Genomic DNA, 19,363 nt, shown 5'->3' on the forward strand with positions numbered 1-19,363 from the left:
AGGCTTTGGCAGCATTCTTAAAAAATTCTCTACATCAAACCCGACTCTTTTTCACCACCACTTCCAACTTTTCCGTCGTCCATTCCTCACTCGCATCAGTCACAACCGTAATCTTCCGCTTAGGATTTTCTTCATCCACAACCGCTGTTAATAACTGTTCTAAAGCATTGGTCGGTTTTTTATCCCCAACTCCTGGTCGAGGTTGGTCTAAAGCCGGCAACTCTAACAATTGAAAATTTGTTGCATCCACCGTCGCAAATACCTTAATAACTTCTACCCCTTCCCGATAATTTTCTGGTAATGATATGTTGAGTTTTCTGTTTATCTCTTTTTCAGGAGCCAAACATTCATAATCTGCTTTTTTGGGATAACTTTTAACTATACTAAAATCCTCCTGAAGATCCAACATGGTGATATTTAATGTTAAATGAGAGTCATTGCGAATCACTAGGGTAACATTCTCTTCACCTTCTTCTAAAATCGGCACCTTACCATCAGCATTCAAAACTATTTGTTCTCGTTTTACTGATTTAACTAACTCAACCTTAAGTTTGCCATTTAAGGGAGCAAAAGCATCCTCATTATCCAGCTCCCAAATAGTCTCATATCTGGCAACATGGATTAAGCGATTAATTAGCCTTGCTGTGGCTTCAGGTTCATCAATTCTTATCGGAAAAATCAGATTTTTGAGGGGTTCTTTATTTGCATCTAAAATCCCATATTCCCCTTCTGAATTGAGGGCAACAAAATAATCTACATTCTCATCTGTTTCTGTTTCAGAGCAAAATTCTATCCAGCGATGACCTTCTACTTCCTGTTTTTGAGTTTCGATACTATGAGAAAGTGAGGCTACATTATGGACACCAGGAAATTGTGGTAACGGGTCAGGTAAGAGAAGGCGAACTTTGCGAATTTGTTTTAATCCTGGCCCTAAATAGACAGCAGGCGAACCGATTTCGAGCATTCCTTCTGCTAATTTATTATTGATGGTTCGGAAACCAAATAGCTGTGTTACTTCTGCCCAACAGTCCGATGCTCCCAATTCTACTACTTTAGCGGTTGCGATGCGGTTCTCACTATCTTTAAAATCCCTAGTTCTGAATTTAAAAATATCAAATTTTGCCCCTTTTTTAATACCGCTAGCTTGACCCATTTGTAGTTGTACTCGGTTTTTATTAATATCTACTTTCATCACCGGCACCTTACGGCTAGCACCAACAGATTGACCACCAAAAAAAGTGCGATCGGTCTCTCCCATCAACATGGGTGTTTGTCGTACAAATTCCTTGTGAACTTGATTAGAAATTTTATCGAACACATCCTCTACAGAAATTTCTGTCCCGTGTTGCCGCAAAGCTTTTAATAAAAAATAAGTCAAAGCACCGTTGCGTTCCGTCCCTTCAAAAACCTTTTCATAAGCAAATTCATGCTCCCGGCAAGCAGCGATTAAGGTATAACCTTTCGGTTCGGGTAACAAGCCATTGACAACCGTAATATTGCGGCTATTTTCTGTTGCAGTTTGCCAATTTTGGGCTAATTCCTGAAGCGATGCGACTAAACTATCCCTAGGTCGAGGAGTGGTATCAATAAACCCTTCCCCGCGAATCCGGTCATCTCCGCTCATTTCTCTCGTTGCACCACCGGAATGACAGCTATCGAGTACGAGGGTGACAACCAACTCTTTTTCCACCATTTCTTCCAGCAATTTAGCAAATTCCAAATCGCGCAAATAGCGGGAATTGGGTTGACCGATATCTGTCGGAACTAAGGCTTCATCTAAACCCCCAAAACCCTTGAGGCTTTCAAAAATTGTTTTCGCCCGTCCGCCGTGACCAGAGTAGTGAATATAGACTCGATCTTGCGGTTGGGCTTTAGCTGTTATTTCTTTTAATTTAGCAACAATATTTTCATAAGTGGGTAAGATGTCTGGGGGTTCTTTGGGTTGGTTGGGATTTTCATAAGCAGTTGCAGTGAGTTTAATAATTTGGTCGGGGGTGAGGTTAAAAGTAGTTTTTAAATAGGTTTCGATATGGTTGATATCTTGGACGCATCCCCGCAGGTTTTTGTAACGTCCATCGGGTAACTCATGGGGAAAATAAAAATCGATACCGATGAGGAGGGCGTAGAAGTTGGGGGTTTGGTTTGTCATGGTAGAGGCTGGGTAAGGGGTTTAGGAAAGATTTTATTTTTATATAGGAGTAAAGTGGGGGTTTTTATGCACTTTTCTATCTAAAACTATCAAAGCTTCTTGCATAAATTTCTGTCAATTTCCAGGGCCTCTTCATCATTAGGATTAGGTATGAGGTAATTGTCTATAAAATTGCATCCTTCCTTGAGTAAATAATCAAAATCTAACCGCCACAGTTTCACGGTGTTGTCAGCACTGCCAGTGGCCAGCAGCTTGCCATTGGGGCTGAAACTGACAGCATTAACCCAGGTTGGATACCCAGTGAGGGTTTTAATTTCCTTGCCGGTGGTGGTATCCCACAGTTTCACGGTGTTGTCAGCACTGCCAGTGGCCAGCAGCTTGCCATTGGGGCTGAAACTGACAGCACTAACCGGGTTTGGATGCCCAGTGAGGGTTTTAATTTCCTTGCCGGTGGTGGTATCCCACAGTTTCACCGTGTTGTCAGAACTGCCAGTGGCTAGCAGCTTACCATTGGGGCTGAAACTGACAGCATTAACCAAGTCTGTATGCCCAGTGAGGGTTTTAATTGGCTTGCCGGTGGTGGTATCCCACAGTTTCACGGTGTTGTCATCACTGCCAGTGGCCAGCAGCTTGCCATCGGGGCTGAAACTGACAGCCCTAACCAAGTTTGTATGCCCAGTGAGGGTTTTAATTTGCTTGTCGGTGGTGGTATCCCACAGTTTCACGGTTTTGTCAGAACTGCCAGTGGCTAGCAGCTTACCATTGGGACTGAAACTGACAGCATTAACCCAGTCTGTATGCCCAGTCAGGGTTTTAATTGGCTTGCCGGTGGTGGTATCCCACAGTTTCACGGTTTTGTCAGCACTGCCAGTGGCCAGCAGCTTGCCATTGGGGCTGAAACTGACAGCTAAAACCCAGTTTGTATGCCCAGTGAGGGTTTTAATTTCCTTGCCGGTGGTGGTATCCCACAGTTTTACGGTGTTGTAATCACTCAGTGGCACGGTGTGGTCACCACTGCCAGTGGCCAGCAGCTTGCCATTGGGGCTGAAACTGACAGCTAAAACCGACTTATACTCAGTGAGGGTTTTAATTTGCTTGCCGGTGGTGGTGTCCCACAGTTTCACGGTTTTGTCAGAACTGCCAGTAGCCAGCAGCTTGCCATTGGGGCTGAAACTGACAGCTAAAACCCAGTCTGTATGCCCAGTGAGGGTTTTAATTGGCTTGCCGGTGGTGGTGTCCCACAGTTTCACCGTGTTGTCACCACTGCCAGTGGCCAGCAGCTTGCCATTGGGGCTGAAACTGGCAGCCGTAACCCAGCCTGTATGCCCAGCGAAAGTTTTAATTGGCTTGCTGGTAGTGGTATCCCACAGTTTCACGGTTTTGTCAGAACTGCCAGTAGCCAGCAGCTTGCCATTGGGGCTGAAACTGACAGCTAAAAGCGGGTTTTTATGCCCAGGGAGGGTTTTAATTTGCTTGCCGGTGGTGGTATCCCACAGTTTCACGGTTTTGTCAAAACTGCCAGTGGCCAGCAGCTTGCCATTGGGGCTGAAACTGACAGCCCAAACCCTGTCTGTATGCCCAGTGAGGGTTTTAATTTGCTTGCCGGTGGTGGTATCCCACAGTTTCACGGTGTTGTCACGACTGCCAGTGGCCAGCAGCTTGCCATTGGGGCTGAAACTGACAGCATTAACCGAGTTTGTATGTCCGGTGAGGGTTTTAATTTCTTTGCCAGTGGAGGTATCCCACAGTTTCACGGTGTTGTCAAAACTGCCAGTGGCCAGCAGCTTGCCATTGGGGCTGAAACTGACAGCATTAACCGAGTTCGCGTGTCCCCCCAAGGTGTTTGGTGCTGCCACATTGGAAACTGTATTTAATAATGACAGTTCTACTTGGCTGTGAGTATCAGCATCTACCCAGGGTGTACGTTGCATTTGCACAACCGCTTTTAAAATTGTTTTGACAGCTTTTGACCCAGTAAGCACATCGGAATATTGAGCCAGAAAATTAATTTCATTAATAGCAGCACGCCACAAACCAAAACTAGCTAACCCTGCTAAACCCAAAGTTATCGCCGAAAAGCCACTTAGCCCGATAATCGTTAGTCGCCGTCCGCGTTCCCGTTCCTGTCTCTCTCTATCCCGTTCTTTAACGCTAACCTGAATAAAAGCTTGCTCCTCCTGCGTCATTTCATCTGCGCGTTTACGCAACCACTCTTCTGCCACACTCAATAACGCGCCCCACAACAAAGCCCCAGCGTCATAGTTATTATTTTTCCACTCCCGCAGGGCCACCTTCAACCGTTCTTGCCAAGTCCGAAACTCACGGTTCGTATTCATCCACTCGCGCAAAGTTCCCCACTCTCGAATTAGCGCTTCATGCACTACCTCTACCGTATCTTCCGGTTCAAGCCGTCCCGTCACTACCAAACGCGCTGGATATCCCGCCAAATAACTGACCAAATTCCAGTTATCTTCCCCCACTTCCGCACGGGTAGCAACGCGCCTAGTATCCTCTGTTCCTTCCCCCGGACGCACTAATTGCACAAATATTCGCTGTGCCTGCTTTTTCTGTGTTTCACTCAATTTTTGATAAACCTGTTCGGCATGATTGGCAATGGCTTTTTTCACCCCGCCAATTTCTTCATAAGCTTGGTGAGTTAACTCTCGATTGATTTGCTTTTCCCACAAGCGAGTTAGGGCAAATTCTAATAATGGCAAATTCCCCGGTTCTTGCCCCACATCATCGAGAATGCGTTGGGTTAATCGCGGTTCTAACTGTACTTTCAAATTTTGAGCGGGTGATTCAATTGCTGCCTGTAATTCTTCCCGCTTCATGGAACTGAGTAATTGCGGTGTATACTCTTGCAAGGCATCCCGCAACGGACGATAGGAAAGCACATAACCGTAAAAGTCAGCCCGTAACGTCAAAACTAAGGTAATATTTTCTTGAGCGATCGCCCTTAGCAACTCATTAACAAAGCGTTCCTGTTCTTCCTTCACCTGACAAAGCGTGTACAGTTCCTCAAATTGGTCTGCAACCAACAACAACCGTTTACCTGAGTTGCGCTCTAAAATCCGAGATACCGCTTGCTGCAAAGTGATTCTACCTTGCTGCAGATCGCCTGCTAATCCCACCGCTTCCCGCAGTTGTTGAGTTTCACCTGCTTCTGGTTCTAATTGCCGCACCAAGGCAGACGCTAACGGCAAAAACGGTTCTTTCCCCGGACGGAAAATTTCAATTAACCAGTTTCCCTCTTTTCGCAATTTGGGAATTAATCCCGCAAATACCACAGAAGACTTACCGCTGCCACTTGGCCCAACCACCGCCACCAACGGTTGTTTGTGCGTTACTTCCGCTAAATTATTCACAAATTTTTCTTGCCCAAAAAAGAAGTCTGCATCTTCTTCTCCAAAGGCAGCTAATCCTTGGTAAGGGTTAGGCGGAATAACTTCTTCAAAATTAATTGCAATATCATCAATCGCCGAATTAGGTAATTTTTTTTTGTGGAGAACAGGAATTTCGTTTTCCCCAAAGCTCATCATCTGAGAACGACCTAACTCGCATGCTTCTTCTACCTCCCACCCAGCCGCAATCGCATCATAAAACGCTACAGCAAAGGCAACGGCTGCTCTATCTCCTACGGCTCTCTTCATGCCAACTACATCATTAACGTATTGGCTAATTGCCTCCGCCTGTACTTCCGAATAACAAGCATTGAGAACTACGCAATCTACACCTTTTTTGGCAAACGGTTTAAACATATCGGCGAGGGCATTTGTCTGCACCAGCTCCATTTTTCCAGTATCATCTTCTAGGACTATTCCATCTTCTCCCGCACCATGTCCGCAAAAGTGAACAATATTCGGTTGATAATCTAAGATAGCCCGGTAAAAGTCACGGGAACGCACTGCCAATTTTTGTTCTAATTTATACAGTTCTCGTTTATTGGCCCGTCGTAATCCTTCGTCAATTTCCCGGATTTCTCGCTCCAATCGCAAGGGAGCAGTGTTTTTGGGATTGGCTGCCAGAATCAGAATTGTTTTGACGCGGGGGCTGTTACTCATAAGACAAACGAATAAGAGGAGAATTTGGCGTTGCTTAATCAGGGTATGAAAAAAATAAGTTAGAAACTCAAAATCCTTGTGGATACTGGTTTGTATGATTTCTATAGCACCCATTTAACATCTATTGCTGTAAACGTAAACTTTGTGTGATATGGCTTTCAGCTTTTTTGCCACCATCGCTTCATGATTTCTCGTCTTGTGGCTATTGACTTATGTAAGACGGCTTGTTTGTGTGCCTCATTTTTTAAGAAAAGATGTCAAATGGGTTCTATATTTAGCTTTTCATACCGTAACCAGCAACTCCGGAAGGATTATTTAGAAGCGCTAGCAGAAGGTAACAATTCCGTTTATGGAAATGCCACAACCTCACTCTCCTCCGTTTATGGAAATGCCACAACCTCAGTCTCCTTGTGGATACTGGTTTCTATAACTGGCATATTTAGCCTTTCATACCGTAAATCCGCAACGCCGAGAATTTTTCAACAGGCTAGACGGCTATCCTGAGTTTTAGGTGATTATAAAAATAAAACTTCCCGTGGTACAGGCCGGAAATCCTGCGTCAGCGAGACGCTCACACTACCGTTTCCACCACAAATCCAGAAGAGCTATTCATCCAAATTAAATGTATACTTATCTTGATTTTTTAGATACCAGAGAAACTTTTCATTGCGGGGTGAAAAGAACTTGCTGCCCGCAACTCCCGCGCCGTAATTCCAGACAACTTCTTGAATCAGATAAAAAGGCACTTTGTCCCAAAGCAGGTAGGAAATCGGAATTGCTTTTGCCCGATCGCGAATTGACAAATAGCCTAAATTCAGCCCAAACGCTCCTCAATCGAGCGTTACCCGGTAAACCTCTGCTATCCACTGCTCGCACCAGTTTAAATACTCATCTAACACCAAGGATTTTTCGTACTCTTTGCCGATGTTATAAGGCGGGCTGGTAACGGTTAAATCTACAAATTGATCGGGCAGCAGCTTCAATGCTTCCAAGCAATCCATGTTATAAATTAAGCAATTAGGAGCTTGAAAGTACGGTTTACCTAAAATCTTCGCGATATCAGTCAAGCTCATGAAATATTGGGGAGATATTTTGTTGACAAAGTGTAAAATTTATAGTAAGTGAGTTTAGAAATATTGTCAAACTCATCTGGACTGCGGAATCGCCCTGTCGGAAACAAAAGGTTACAATCACAAATACATTCTATTTCCATAACATTTTATAGCTTGAACTCCTCAGTGCCAAATAACAACTCCTCAACACAATTATTTCAATTTGACTCGATCGACAGCGCCCTCGCAGACCTCAAAGCAGGTCGCATGGTGGTAGTAGTCGATGACGAAAATCGCGAAAACGAAGGCGACGTGATTTGTGCCGCCCAATTCGCCACCCCCGACAACATCAACTTTATGGCCGTGAACGCGCGGGGTTTGATTTGTCTAGCCTTGAGTGGCGAAAGGCTCGATCGCCTGGAACTGCCCCTCATGGTCAGCAAAAATACCGACAACAACCAAACTGCCTTCACTGTCAGCATCGATGCAGTCAACGGCGTCAGTACCGGTATCTCGGCCGAAGACAGAGCCCGCACCATCCAAGTAGCCATCCACCCGGACACCAAACCTCAAGACTTGCGCCGTCCCGGTCACATTTTCCCCCTGCGGGCGATCGACGGTGGCGTCCTCAAACGCGCCGGTCACACCGAGGCCTCCGTTGACCTCGCCAGACTCGCCGGCCTGTATCCCAGCGGCGTGATCTGCGAAATTCAAAACCCCGACGGTTCGATGGCGAGGTTGCCGGAATTAATCGAGTACGCCAAACTCCACAACCTCAAAATAATCAGTATTGCCGACTTAATTAGCTACCGACTCAAGCACGATCGATTCGTCCGCCGCGAAACCGTCGCCAAATTGCCCACTCAATTCGGCGAGTTTATGATTTACGCCTACCGCGACACCCAAGACAACTCAGAACACGTTGCTATTGTCAAGGGCGACCCCGCAGAATTTAAAGACAAACCCGTGATGGTGCGGGTGCATTCCGAATGCCTGACCGGCGATGCTTTGGGTTCCTTGCGCTGCGACTGCCGGATGCAACTGCAAGCGGCACTGAAAATGATCGAAAATGTCGGTTCTGGCGTCATCGTTTACTTGCGCCAAGAAGGTCGGGGTATTGGATTGGTAAATAAACTAAAAGCTTACTCGCTGCAAGATTTGGGATTGGATACGGTAGAAGCCAACGAACGGTTGGGATTTCCCGCCGACTTGCGGAACTACGGCGTCGGAGCACAAATGCTCAACGATTTGGGAGTTAAAAAAATTCGGTTGATTACCAACAACCCGCGCAAAATTGCGGGTTTGAAAGGTTACGGCATTGAAGTAGCCGATCGCGTCCCCTTACTAATTGAAGCCACAGATTACAACTCGATCTATCTGGCAACAAAAGCCGAAAAACTCGGTCATATGCTACTGCAAACTTATTTAGTAACAGTGGCTATTCAGTGGGACGAAACGAAGGAAGAAGGTAGAAGCCAGAAAGCAGAAGGAAAAGAGGAAGATTCTGCCATTCAAAATCGGTACGAACACCTCGAAAAGTTGCGGCATTTGGCTGCTAGCCAGCACTTGCTGCTACAAGAAGAAGCGCGGCCGGTGGGAATAGCCCTTTTCGGAGAAGGCTCTCTCATCGTTCACCTCGGCTTCGATCAAGCCGGACTCGCAGCCCCCGATTGGTACAAAGATCCAAACCATCCTTACGTCAGGGCGATCGGCAAAATTCTGGGCGAAATCAGCACTCAGCCGAATTTGCAAACATTAGAATTCATGGTTTCCTCCGGTGGAGATCCGCTCAAAACCCTGCAAGTCCAGCTCGATCGCGAGACATTCCTTTTGTCGGAATTAACCGGAATTTGCGATCGGCTCGAACCTCAAAAAATCTACAGTTTTGCTCCTGTTGCCTGAAGGCAGAAGGTAGAAGCCAACCCCCCCCTACCCCAGCGGGGGGGAAGGCAGAAGCCAAGAAAAACTGTGAATTTCAGAATAATACTTGTTGATACCAGCATCTTCCTTTCGTCAGAAAGCAGCCACCAATAAAAACAGTTAATAACAATGTTGATGGCAGTCTAACAAGTCGATGTAGCGAATACTTGAGAGAGAATCGTCGATGCACATTTATCTTCTTAAGCAGTATTAATAGTTCTTAAATTATTTACTAGGACTTTTAGTTAATGTTAATTTTTTTAGACATTGATGGTGTACTTATTCCTGACAGAAGAAATGAAAGAGCGAGCTTGCCAACAGATATAATGAAATTTAATTCAGGTTGCCATAATCACTTTAAAAATGTCCTTCGTTCCTATCCTAATGCGCGAGTAGTAATTTCATCTTCCTGGCGTGAAATATTCCCCTTCGAGGTAATCCCGCCATTATTTTCACCAGATATCGCTATGCGTATTATCGGAATCACCCCTTTTCTAAACCCCAAAAATATTCACCAACACAAATATTTACGACACCAGGAAGTTCTTGAGTATCTTCGACAAAATCAAGCAGAAAACTCACCTTGGGTAGCCATTGACGATATTCCAGAACACTATCCGCCAGATGCGCCAGTTGTGGCTATTGATGATTACAATGGTTTTGACCAGAACTCAGCAAAGGTACTTTCAGAATATCTAACTTGATTTCAAAGGTTAGGAAAAAAGTATCGGAATAGAGAGGGTGAATTTGACATGGAAATGAACGTTGGTGACTTTCTGCACCGACTCGACCTCAGGGGACAAGCACTTAAAGGCACCAACCTCGGCGGTGCGGAACTCCGGGGAGCCAACCTCAGAGGCACCGATCTCCGAGAAACTAACCTCAGCGGCGCTATGCTCAGGTATGCAGACCTGATTGAAGCCGACCTCAGCGGCGCTAATCTCAGCGGGGCGGATTTAGCTGAATCATTTCTTAATTTAGCTAACCTCACTAGAGCTGATTTGACTGGTGCTGTCCTCCGAGAAGCTAATCTCGTAGGAGCCGAATTCACCGGCGCCAACCTCAAACAAGCAAGTTTGATCAAAGCTAATTTAGTTGGAGCAAATCTCCATGAAGCCAACTTAACCAGAGCCAACCTCAGTGGGGCCGATTTGCGCGGTTCTCAGTTGAGCGGGGCCATTTTAGACAAGGCGGTATACAACAACCGGACTATCTTTCCCGAGGATATTGATCCGGGTGCAATGGGAGCATTTTTGCTAGCTCCCAATGCTTCGCTCCCTGGCTTAAATCTGGCTATGGTAGATTTGACCGAAGCCGATTTAAAAGGAGCCGATTTGCGGCGGACAAACTTATACAAAGCTATTTTATTTGGCGCAAAACTCGATCGGGCCAACTTAGCAGGAGCCAACCTCAGCGCAGCGGACTTGAGGGAAGCTAGTTTGAGCGGCACGATTTTGGAGAAAGCTGTTTACAGCAAGAAAACATTGTTTTCAGAAGGCATTGACCCCGCTCTGGGCGGAGCTTATTTAATTGCTCCCAACGTATCGCTGCAAGGGGTAAACTTAACCGGAGCCGACTTAAACGGGTCAGATTTAAGCGGAGCTAATTTGAGCGGTTCTAACTTAAGTTCGGTTAATCTCAAAAATGTAGACTTCAGCAGAGCTAGCTTAAAAAAAGCTTACCTCAAAGGTGCAAACTTGGAGCAAACAGATTTGAGAGGAGCCGATTTAAGCGGCGCAATTTTACACCAAGTAAACTTGAGTTCTGCTGACCTCCGGGGTGTAGACTTAACAAGGGCTGACCTCAGCGGCGCTAATTTAAGCGATGCCGATTTGAGGGAGACAGATTTCACGGGAGCTACTTTGCTGTTCGCTAACTTGAGCGGGGCAGACTTGAGAGGTGTAGACTTGACAAAAGCTGACCTCAGCGGCGCTAACTTAACCGAAGCTGACCTCCGAAAAGCAGATTTGATGAGAGTAAATTTGGAGGGAGCAGATTTAACTGAGGCAGACTTGAGCGATGCTCATTTATTCCGAGTTAATCTCAGAGGTGCTAACCTGAAAGGTACTAACCTCAAAGGCGCAAGTTTAAAAGGGGTATTTTTGACCGATGCTTATTTGAGCGAAACCGATTTGGCCGATATAGATCTGAGTCCGAGTTTTTTTTAAATTGCCACTAGGATCGGAATGGTAATTAGTTGACTGTTAACAATCGAAAATCTAAAATAAAAAATCGCCCATCGAAAATTGCTCGATTATTAACAATCTACAATCTAAAATCTAAAATCTAAAATGGATCGACCGTTAGGCTCTGTTATTCAAGGTTCTCTGAGCAAGGGATTAGAAGTGCGACTGCACGCCGACGTTTCGGTGGAAGATATGAGGGTGGGGAAATTTCTAGTAGTGCGGGGGGTGCGATCGCACTTTTTCTGTATGCTCACCGACGTGTCTCTCGGAACTTCTAGCGCCCGCATTTTATCCAATCCTCCCAATCCAGACGACGATTTTCTTCTCGCAGTGCTAGCCGGTAGCAGCACCTACGGTACGATCGAACTGTCGCCGATGTTGATGTTGACTGCTGAACGAGAAAAACAGCAGGCAATTTTCGACCCGACGAAAAACGGCGGAGTTCGCGAGAATAAGCTCGCGTTAGGAAATTTGGCTTCTTTTGAGTCACACACCGGTGCGGATATTGAATTGCTGCCTGTCAAAACTATTCCCAGCCACTTTTCGCAGGTGTTTGATGCCAAAGAAACTGATTTTCGGGCAGTTTTTGGCTGGGAAGATGACCCGTATCGCCGCAATTTTGCGATCGGCAAACCGATTGACATGGACGTTGCTGTGTGCTTGGATTTAGACCGATTTGTGGAACGCAGCAACGGGGTTTTTGGCAAGTCGGGGACGGGAAAATCTTTTCTGACTCGCTTGCTTCTATCGGGAATTATTCGCAAGCAAGCTGCTGTTAATTTAATTTTCGATATGCACTCGGAGTACGGGTGGGAAGCTGTTTCGGAAGGGAAACAGTTCAGCACTGTTAAAGGTTTGCGGCAGTTGTTTCCCGATAAAATTCAGATTTATACCCTTGATCCAGAATCGACCAAACGCCGGGGAGTCCGCGACGCTCAAGAGTTGTTTTTGAGTTTCGATCAAATTGAAGTGGAAGACATCGCGCTAGTGCAGCGCGAGTTAAATTTGTCGGAAGCTAGTATCGAAAATGCGATTATTTTGCGAAATGAGTTGGGAAGTGGTTGGATCAACAAGTTGTTGGAAATGACCAACGAAGATATCCAAATGTTTTGCGAAGAAAAGCGGGGAAATAAATCTTCGATTATGGCTTTGCAGCGCAAATTAGAGCGACTGAATGATTTGAAATACATTCGGAAACGCTGTCCGAAAAATTATGTAACTGAAGTCTTGCAGTGTTTAGATGGTGGAAAAAATGTAGTAATTGAGTTCGGTTCGCACTCGGATTTGCTGTCCTATATGTTGGCGGCAAACGTGATTACTCGCCGCATTCACCAAGCTTATGTGCGGAAAGCAGAGAAGTTTTTGCAGAGTAAAAATCCGTGCGATCGCCCGCAGCCGTTGGTGATTACCATAGAGGAAGCTCACCGCTTTCTCGATCCGGCGATCGTGCGATCGACTATTTTCGGTACGATCGCCCGAGAAATGCGAAAATACTTTGTCACCCTGCTGATTGTAGACCAGCGTCCTTCTGGCATCGATGCCGAAGTCATGTCGCAAGTCGGAACGCGCATTACTGCTTTGCTAAACGATGATAAAGACATCGATGCTATTTTTACCGGCGTTTCGGGAGGGCAGAGTTTGCGTTCAGTTTTGGCAAAACTCGACTCCAAACAGCAAGCATTAGTTTTGGGACACGCCGTACCCATGCCCGTAGTCGTGCAAACTCGCCCCTATGACGAGCAATTCTACAGAGAAATTGGGGATATTGACTGGCAAGAAATGCCCGATGAACAAGTATTTGCCGAGGCAGAATCTGCTAAAATGGATTTGGGATTTTAGATTGACAACTCCTAGATTCATTACAGAACTTAGGCAAATGTTACTGTAAATTAGTCTTTGGGAACAATTGGCGATCGCTGGTAATGACATAAATATCTAATTTTTGCCTCAGTTATAAACGAAAAAGTGCGATCGAACGTCAAAAAAATTAGACCCCAGCTTTCAGTCAGAAGCTTTTCCCCTTTCACCCCCTCACCCCTCATCCCTAACTGCCCAAAATTTGCCTAAGCTTAAACATGATGGAGATGATGGAGCCTCGCAGCACAATGAAAGTCAAACAGGGCAACAGCCAGCCTTTATACACCTTGTCGTTACTCGTAGCCGAATTTGGTTAACATATTTAAATAAAAATGTCAATAAATATTTTAAACAGTTACTCGCCTCTAATACGGCGATCGAGTTCGGTTATCTCGCATCCCAGCATCTAGGCAGCGAGAAAATTTCAAGCGATGATGGAACAGAGAGCAAAACAAAGCCCTCGAATTGCATGAGTCTGTTTGCATGAGTATTGTGAAGTTAAGTGGCAGTTAAAACTAACAGGGAATTCAAAACCTTAAGGAAAAATGTAGAATCTTGACCTTAAGACAGAGGTTTTTACCCTTTACGATCCTCAAAATTGGGAATAATATTGAGAAAACTAAACTCTTGCTCCACTTCGCCTTGAACTAGCCGTTAAAGCTAGCGAGCTACCGGAAATCGACGGGGATTACTGAAAAATCCAGCATAAAAGTAATCCCAAACAAAAAGCTTCTACCGATCGTCACCGATAAACAGGAGGGGAAACATCCCCTTTGTCGCAGTCTTTATCCCACTTGCAAAAGTGGGACAGGGTATCACCAACTTTTTATCTGTTGTTACAAGGAGTGCAATACTCACCCATGTCCACCATAACCCCCAAAAACAAAACAGTGAAAGCCGATCGCATGGGCAGCCGGCCATACTCCTCAACGGATACGGTTCGTACCTATCTGCACGAGATCGGTCGCGTACCTCTGCTAACCCGAGAAGAAGAAATTGTTTTCGGGAAGCAGGTGCAGCAAATGATGAAATTAATCGAAGCAAAACAAGCACTTGCTAAAGAATGGCAGCGGGATCTGACGGATCAAGAGTGGGCTGCCGAAATGGAGTTGACCGAACCCGAACTTAGCCGGATCTTACACATAGGGCGGCGCGCCAAGCAAAAGATGATTGAAGCGAATTTGCGGCTAGTAGTCGCGATCGCCAAAAAATACCAGAAACGCAATATGGAATTCTTGGATTTAATCCAAGAAGGCACCCTCGGTTTAGAACGAGGAGTTGAAAAATTTGACCCGATGCGGGGATACAAATTTTCTACCTATGCCTACTGGTGGATTCGGCAAGCAATTACCCGCGCGATCGCGCAACACGCCCGCACAATTCGATTGCCAATTCACATCACCGAAAAACTCAACAAAATCAAAAAAGTGCAGCGGGAACTTACCCAGCAGTTGGGCCGGTCTCCCTCCCCCGGGGAAATTGCCGCGGCCTTGGAACTGCACCCTTCCCAAATTCGGGAATACCTGCTGATGGCAAGACATCCAGTTTCTTTGGACTTGCGGGTAGGAGACAACCAAGATACCGAACTGCAAGAACTCTTAGAAGACGAAACTGCATCTCCCGACAACTACATTACCTCGGAATTACTGCGGCAAGACCTCGATACTTTGATATCAGAACTGACCCCCCAGCAGCGAGATGTGATAATTCTGCGCTTCGGTTTGGAAGACGGCACAGAAATGTCTCTGGCGAAAGTGGGAGAACGCCTCAATCTCAGCCGGGAACGGGTGCGGCAGCTAGAACATCAAGCCCTCGCCCACCTGCGACGCCGCCAATCTCAAGTCCGAGAATACTTGGCTAGTTAGTCACTAAAAAAGTTGAGATTTCCCAAAATCTCAACTTTTTTTACGTCTATACCAGTTTGAAAAAAAAATGTAACTGTAAGCCCGTGATTCACACAATTAGGCAAGAGGTCATTCCCAATTATTCCATTCTTTAATCTAAAACACGACTTACGCACTATCGAGCTTAAATCAAGGGTTTGAGATTGCTTCACTACGTTGTCTGCAGACAGAAAATCGTAGTATATGCGTCCAGGACTATAAAATTTAAAATCTAAAATGGTATCATTTGACGGCTCGATCGCCCGATCGGGGCGGACGCAAAATTTGTCCAAACTAATCTTACATTTAAGTTCAGGAACCGGGCGGGCGATTGTTCCTTCAAGTTAATAGCCAACATTAAGCCAAATACCCGGTTTCTCTACGATCTTTGTGAAACTGGTACAAGAGGCGCTTGGAACCAGGTATTTTAAATTTTGGGGTCTGGAGTGGTTTTGACTTATTTGATATTGACAGGAAGTTTAGAAGCGATTGCGATCGTGCTTGCTCTCTCGCCCGGTAACTTCAGCATCGCATTCCCCGCACGCCTGGTACAGGACTCGGACATCAAATCCGGCGTTTTAAGCTCGCAATCTCCCCCAAATCCTGCGCCAGATACAGCTAGCACAGGTTTAGCAGATGGCATTTACCTCTACGGCCAGTCGAGCAAGCCAGATGAAATTAAACAAGAATATTTGGTATTGGAAATGCGGCAGAGTAAGGTAGTCGGAGCTTTTTACCTGCCTCGGTCTGCTTTTTACTGTTTTTACGGCACAAGCGATCGAACTCAGTTAAATTTAACAGTAGTTGACAGTTACGACGGCAGTCGCTCTCCCTACTCCGTAAATCTGCAACAGTATTACCCAATTTCCACCATCAGCGACAACGATCGGCGCATCTTGGGTATTTGCAAAGAATCTCACAAACAGCAGGTGTGGGAAAAGTAGGAAACACGCGCTGCGCCACCAGTCAGGGTTCAGGAAACAGCGGTAAAATTGCTCCTGAGTTGAGAATTTCGGACGGACACCACACACATGGCAAGATGAAACTGCGTCGGAAAACACTATCGATCGTTGGCATTACCATCGCTGCATTGACTGGCATTCTGTATGTCGCCTCCTCAAGCATCCTCTTGGGCAGCCTGATCAAAGCAGAGGAACAAGAAGCCACACAGGTTGTCAAGGGAGTGCTCAGCGTATTCGGGCAAACGGCAGACGACTTCAACTCGCGCTTTGCCGACTGGTCGGCCTGGAACGACACCTACGATTTTATCCAAAACCGCAACTCAAAATTCATTGCCTCCAATTTAATTCCAGAAGGGCTGGCTAATATAAGAGTTAATATAGCCGTATTTGTCAATACTTCTGGCCAAATAGTTTACGGTAGGGGTTTAGACAGCGAAAAGCTGAAATTAACGCCTGTTCCAGAAGCATTAAAACGGCGCATTTCTCTCAGCGACCCGCTGTTGCAGCACCGCAACGCCAAAAGCAGCCTCGCTGGTATCCTGCTGCTACCGTCAGGGCCAATACTGATTACTTCCCGGCCAATTGTCAGGACTAAAAGCACCGGCCCGATCCGAGGTACGCTGATATTCGGGCGCAACTTGGATGCTGCGGGCATTGCGAAGCTTTCTAAAATTACTCGCTTGCCGCTAATCGTACACAGCGTTAATGAGCCTGGGTTGCCTGCTGACTTTCAGAAAGCGCGGGAGAAACTGTCGGAAAAAAAGCCGATTTTGGTGCGTCCTTTAAGCGAAGAGTCGATCGCGGGTTACGCCCTGATCCGCGATATTTACAACCAACCTGCGCTGCTGTTGCGGGTGGATATCCCCAGAGAAATATATCGGCAAGGTCAAATTAGTTTGCTGTACCTGCTGGGGTCTGTAGCGTTAGCGGGAGTTGGGTTGGTCGGCTGCACTCTGCTGCTGCTAGAGCGTCTGGTGCTGTCTCGGTTGAGCGGTTTGGCGAAAGCAGTGAACCACGTCAGCAGCAGCCAAGACCTCTCGGTGCGACTGCCGGTTACGGGTGAAGATGAGTTGTCAGACCTTGCCCATACTATCAACGGAATGTTGAGTGCGATCGCCCAAGCCGAAAGCGAACAACTTGAGGAAAAAGCCCGCTATCGAGCGGTAGTCGAGCAAGCTACAGATTGTATTTTCCTATGGGACGCTCAAACCAAACGCCTTTTGGAAGCCAATACAGCGTTTAGAGACTTGCTCGATTACAGTCTGGATGCGATTTCGCAACTAACTATTTACGATATCATCGCTTACTCTAAAGACATAATTGACAACAATATCGAGTTGCTGCTGACGAACAAACAATTCAGAATTGGCGAAGTTCTCTACCGCCGCCGAGACGGTTCCTGCGTGGACGTGGAAGTGAGCGGGAGCGTGATTTCCTACGGCGGCCGCGAGATTATTTGCACGGTTGTCCGCGACATTACCGAGCGCAAACAAGCCGAAGCCGAACTGCGAGCCTCGGAAGAACGCTACAGACTTTTGTTTAAAAATAACCCCCATCCGATGTGGGTTTACGATTTAGAAACTCTGGAATTTATAGCCGTCAATCAGGCTGCTGTCCAACACTACGGCTACACTCGCGACGAATTTCTCAACATGACCGTTGCGGACATTCGTCCCCCCCAAGAGCTGCCGAGATTGCTAGAAAACATCTCCCAAGTAGATGCCGGTATTGAGTTTGCAGGTCTGTGGCAGCACCAGAAAAAAGACGGAACAATTATTGATGTAGAAATTACTTCTTATGCTCTGGTATTTGATAGCAGAAATGCTGAATTAGTGCTTGCTCACGACGTGACCGACCGCTTGCAAGCCGAGGCAGAACTCTACAAGGCAAAGGAAGCCGCAGAAGCAGCTAGTTTGGCTAAAAGTCAGTTTTTGGCTAACATGAGCCACGAACTGCGAACTCCTCTGAATGCGATTATCGGTTACAGCGAGATTCTGCAAGAAGAGGCTTTAGATTTGGGCGAAGAAAATTTTGTTTCGGATTTGGAGAGAATTCACAATTCAGGCCAGCTTTTACTTTCTTTAATTAATGATATTCTGGACTTGTCGAAGATTGAAGCCGGTCACGCGGAACTTGAATTAGAAACTTTTGACGTGTCGGAGGCAGTTCAAGATGTAGCCAGAACTGTTGAACCGCTATTTTTGCGAAACACTAATCGCCTGAATGTGGAGTGTCCTAATAATATTGGCGAATTGTATTCCGATCAAACTAAGTTTACTCAAATTTTGTTTAATTTGCTCAGTAATGCAGCTAAGTTTACTCATAAAGGAACGGTTACACTCAGCGTTGAAAGAATAAAAAATAACGAGAATAGTGGGAATTGGGAACAGTTAATTATTAAGTGTACTGATACGGGGATTGGGATTACTCCTGAACAGCTACAAAAGTTATTTCAACCTTTTACGCAAGCTGATGCTTCGACTACCCGCAAGTACGGAGGTACGGGTTTGGGCTTGGCAATAGCGCAGAAATACTCTCAGATGCTGGGGGGAGAAATTACTGTGAGTAGCGAGTTTGGCAAGGGGTCAACTTTTACTCTGATGTTGCCAGCATAGCTCTTTTTTAAATTTTAGAGGGGCGCAAAAGTCTTGACTACAAACAACATTAATACTCAATGCCTGGTTGAGCTTTAATCCCTTGTTCTCGGAATGGATGCTTAACTAAAGTCATTTCTGTCACTAAGTCTGCCCGTTCGATTAGCGCTGGCGGGGCGCCTCTGCCTGTTAAAATAATGTGGGTTTCTTCTGGTTTTTGTTCTAACCCGGAAAGCACTTGCTCGACTTGCAAATAACCTAGTTTTAATGCTATATTGACTTCATCTAAAAGAACTAATTTAAATTCGGGATTGCAGATGAAAGTTAGGGATTTTTCCCAGGCTTTTTGAGCTGTTTCGATATCTCGATCGCGGTTTTGCGTGTCCCAGGTAAAGCCTTCCCCCATTGCGTGGAATTCTAGCTGTTTTTCCCAGAGTTGAAAAACGGCTTTTTCTGCGGGTTCCCAAGCTCCCTTGATAAATTGTACTATAGCGACGCGGTATCCGTGACCGAGCGATCGCACTACCATTCCCAAAGCGGCTGTAGTTTTGCCTTTCCCGTTACCAGTATTGACTATAATTAAACCTTTTTCTTTTGAGGAGTTAGCGATGCGCTGCGCCTGTACTTCTTGGCGGCGCTGCATTTTCTGTTTGTGCTGTTCGGCTGTTAGGGAAGTTGTTTCTTTAGTTTCCATTA

Annotated in this window: 12 protein-coding genes; 7 read left to right on the plus strand and 5 right to left on the minus strand. The window is 45.9% G+C overall.

Annotated elements, in window-relative coordinates:
• Positions 1-34: 34 nt before the first annotated feature.
• The 4 genes from QUA47_RS03725 to QUA47_RS03740 all read right to left on the minus strand — a co-directional run bounded on the left by QUA47_RS03725 (position 35) and on the right by QUA47_RS03740 (position 7,286).
• Entirely contained in the window at positions 35-2,149 is a 2,115-nt protein-coding gene (locus QUA47_RS03725) for a caspase family protein (protein ID WP_333429764.1), read from the minus strand.
• Positions 2,150-2,238: 89 nt separating this feature from the next.
• Complete coding sequence (locus tag QUA47_RS03730) at positions 2,239-6,213, minus strand: nSTAND1 domain-containing NTPase (RefSeq protein ID WP_333429765.1); 3,975 nt, start codon at positions 6,211-6,213, stop codon at positions 2,239-2,241.
• Between the two features lie 605 nt (positions 6,214-6,818).
• Entirely contained in the window at positions 6,819-7,016 is a 198-nt protein-coding gene (locus tag QUA47_RS03735; protein ID WP_333429766.1) for a hypothetical protein, read from the minus strand.
• A 27-nt stretch (positions 7,017-7,043) separates the two neighbouring features.
• On the minus strand, positions 7,044-7,286 hold the full coding sequence (locus tag QUA47_RS03740; protein ID WP_333429767.1) for a DNA methyltransferase: 243 nt from the start codon (positions 7,284-7,286) through the stop codon (positions 7,044-7,046).
• A gap of 165 nt (positions 7,287-7,451) precedes the next feature.
• Between QUA47_RS03740 and ribBA the strand changes: the two genes are divergently transcribed.
• The 7 genes from ribBA to QUA47_RS03775 all read left to right on the plus strand — a co-directional run bounded on the left by ribBA (position 7,452) and on the right by QUA47_RS03775 (position 18,688).
• On the plus strand, positions 7,452-9,167 hold the full coding sequence (ribBA, locus tag QUA47_RS03745; protein ID WP_333429768.1) for a bifunctional 3,4-dihydroxy-2-butanone-4-phosphate synthase/GTP cyclohydrolase II: 1,716 nt from the start codon (positions 7,452-7,454) through the stop codon (positions 9,165-9,167).
• Between the two features lie 266 nt (positions 9,168-9,433).
• Positions 9,434-9,889 (plus strand): HAD domain-containing protein, encoded by a 456-nt coding sequence (locus tag QUA47_RS03750; RefSeq protein ID WP_333429769.1) that lies wholly within the window; start codon positions 9,434-9,436, stop codon positions 9,887-9,889.
• A 54-nt stretch (positions 9,890-9,943) separates the two neighbouring features.
• Complete coding sequence (locus QUA47_RS03755; RefSeq protein ID WP_333429770.1) at positions 9,944-11,353, plus strand: pentapeptide repeat-containing protein; 1,410 nt, start codon at positions 9,944-9,946, stop codon at positions 11,351-11,353.
• 123 nt (positions 11,354-11,476) lie between these two features.
• Entirely contained in the window at positions 11,477-13,210 is a 1,734-nt protein-coding gene (locus QUA47_RS03760; RefSeq protein WP_333429771.1) for an ATP-binding protein, read from the plus strand.
• Positions 13,211-14,088: 878 nt separating this feature from the next.
• On the plus strand, positions 14,089-15,093 hold the full coding sequence (locus tag QUA47_RS03765) for an RNA polymerase sigma factor, RpoD/SigA family (protein ID WP_190662649.1): 1,005 nt from the start codon (positions 14,089-14,091) through the stop codon (positions 15,091-15,093).
• A 464-nt stretch (positions 15,094-15,557) separates the two neighbouring features.
• Positions 15,558-16,055, plus strand: a complete 498-nt coding sequence (locus QUA47_RS03770) for a hypothetical protein (protein ID WP_333429772.1) — start codon at positions 15,558-15,560, stop codon at positions 16,053-16,055.
• Positions 16,016-18,688: a CHASE4 domain-containing protein gene (locus QUA47_RS03775; RefSeq protein WP_333429773.1), complete on the plus strand. Its 2,673-nt coding sequence runs from the start codon at positions 16,016-16,018 to the stop codon at positions 18,686-18,688. Before QUA47_RS03770 ends, QUA47_RS03775 begins: the two co-directional genes overlap by 40 nt.
• A gap of 49 nt (positions 18,689-18,737) precedes the next feature.
• Here QUA47_RS03775 and cobO read toward each other — a convergent pair whose 3' ends face one another.
• A complete protein-coding gene (cobO, locus tag QUA47_RS03780) occupies positions 18,738-19,361 on the minus strand; it encodes a cob(I)yrinic acid a,c-diamide adenosyltransferase (protein WP_333214609.1) in 624 nt (207 codons plus the stop codon).
• Positions 19,362-19,363 lie beyond the last annotated feature (2 nt).

The organism is Microcoleus sp. MON2_D5 (assembly GCF_036701905.1).
In the GTDB taxonomy this organism is placed as follows: Bacteria; Cyanobacteriota; Cyanobacteriia; order Cyanobacteriales; family Microcoleaceae; genus Microcoleus.

Excerpts from the sequence above, each read along its gene's own strand:
- QUA47_RS03740 (WP_333429767.1), bottom strand. The coding sequence starts at position 7,286 with ATGAGCTTGACTGATATCGCGAAGATTTTAGGTAAACCGTACTTTCAA.
- QUA47_RS03730 (WP_333429765.1), bottom strand. The coding sequence starts at position 6,213 with ATGAGTAACAGCCCCCGCGTCAAAACAATTCTGATTCTGGCAGCCAAT.
- cobO (WP_333214609.1), bottom strand. The coding sequence starts at position 19,361 with ATGGAAACTAAAGAAACAACTTCCCTAACAGCCGAACAGCACAAACAG.
- QUA47_RS03765 (WP_190662649.1), top strand. The coding sequence starts at position 14,089 with ATGTCCACCATAACCCCCAAAAACAAAACAGTGAAAGCCGATCGCATG.
- QUA47_RS03755 (WP_333429770.1), top strand. The coding sequence starts at position 9,944 with ATGAACGTTGGTGACTTTCTGCACCGACTCGACCTCAGGGGACAAGCA.
- QUA47_RS03760 (WP_333429771.1), top strand. The coding sequence starts at position 11,477 with ATGGATCGACCGTTAGGCTCTGTTATTCAAGGTTCTCTGAGCAAGGGA.
- QUA47_RS03750 (WP_333429769.1), top strand. The coding sequence starts at position 9,434 with ATGTTAATTTTTTTAGACATTGATGGTGTACTTATTCCTGACAGAAGA.
- QUA47_RS03725 (WP_333429764.1), bottom strand. The coding sequence starts at position 2,149 with ATGACAAACCAAACCCCCAACTTCTACGCCCTCCTCATCGGTATCGAT.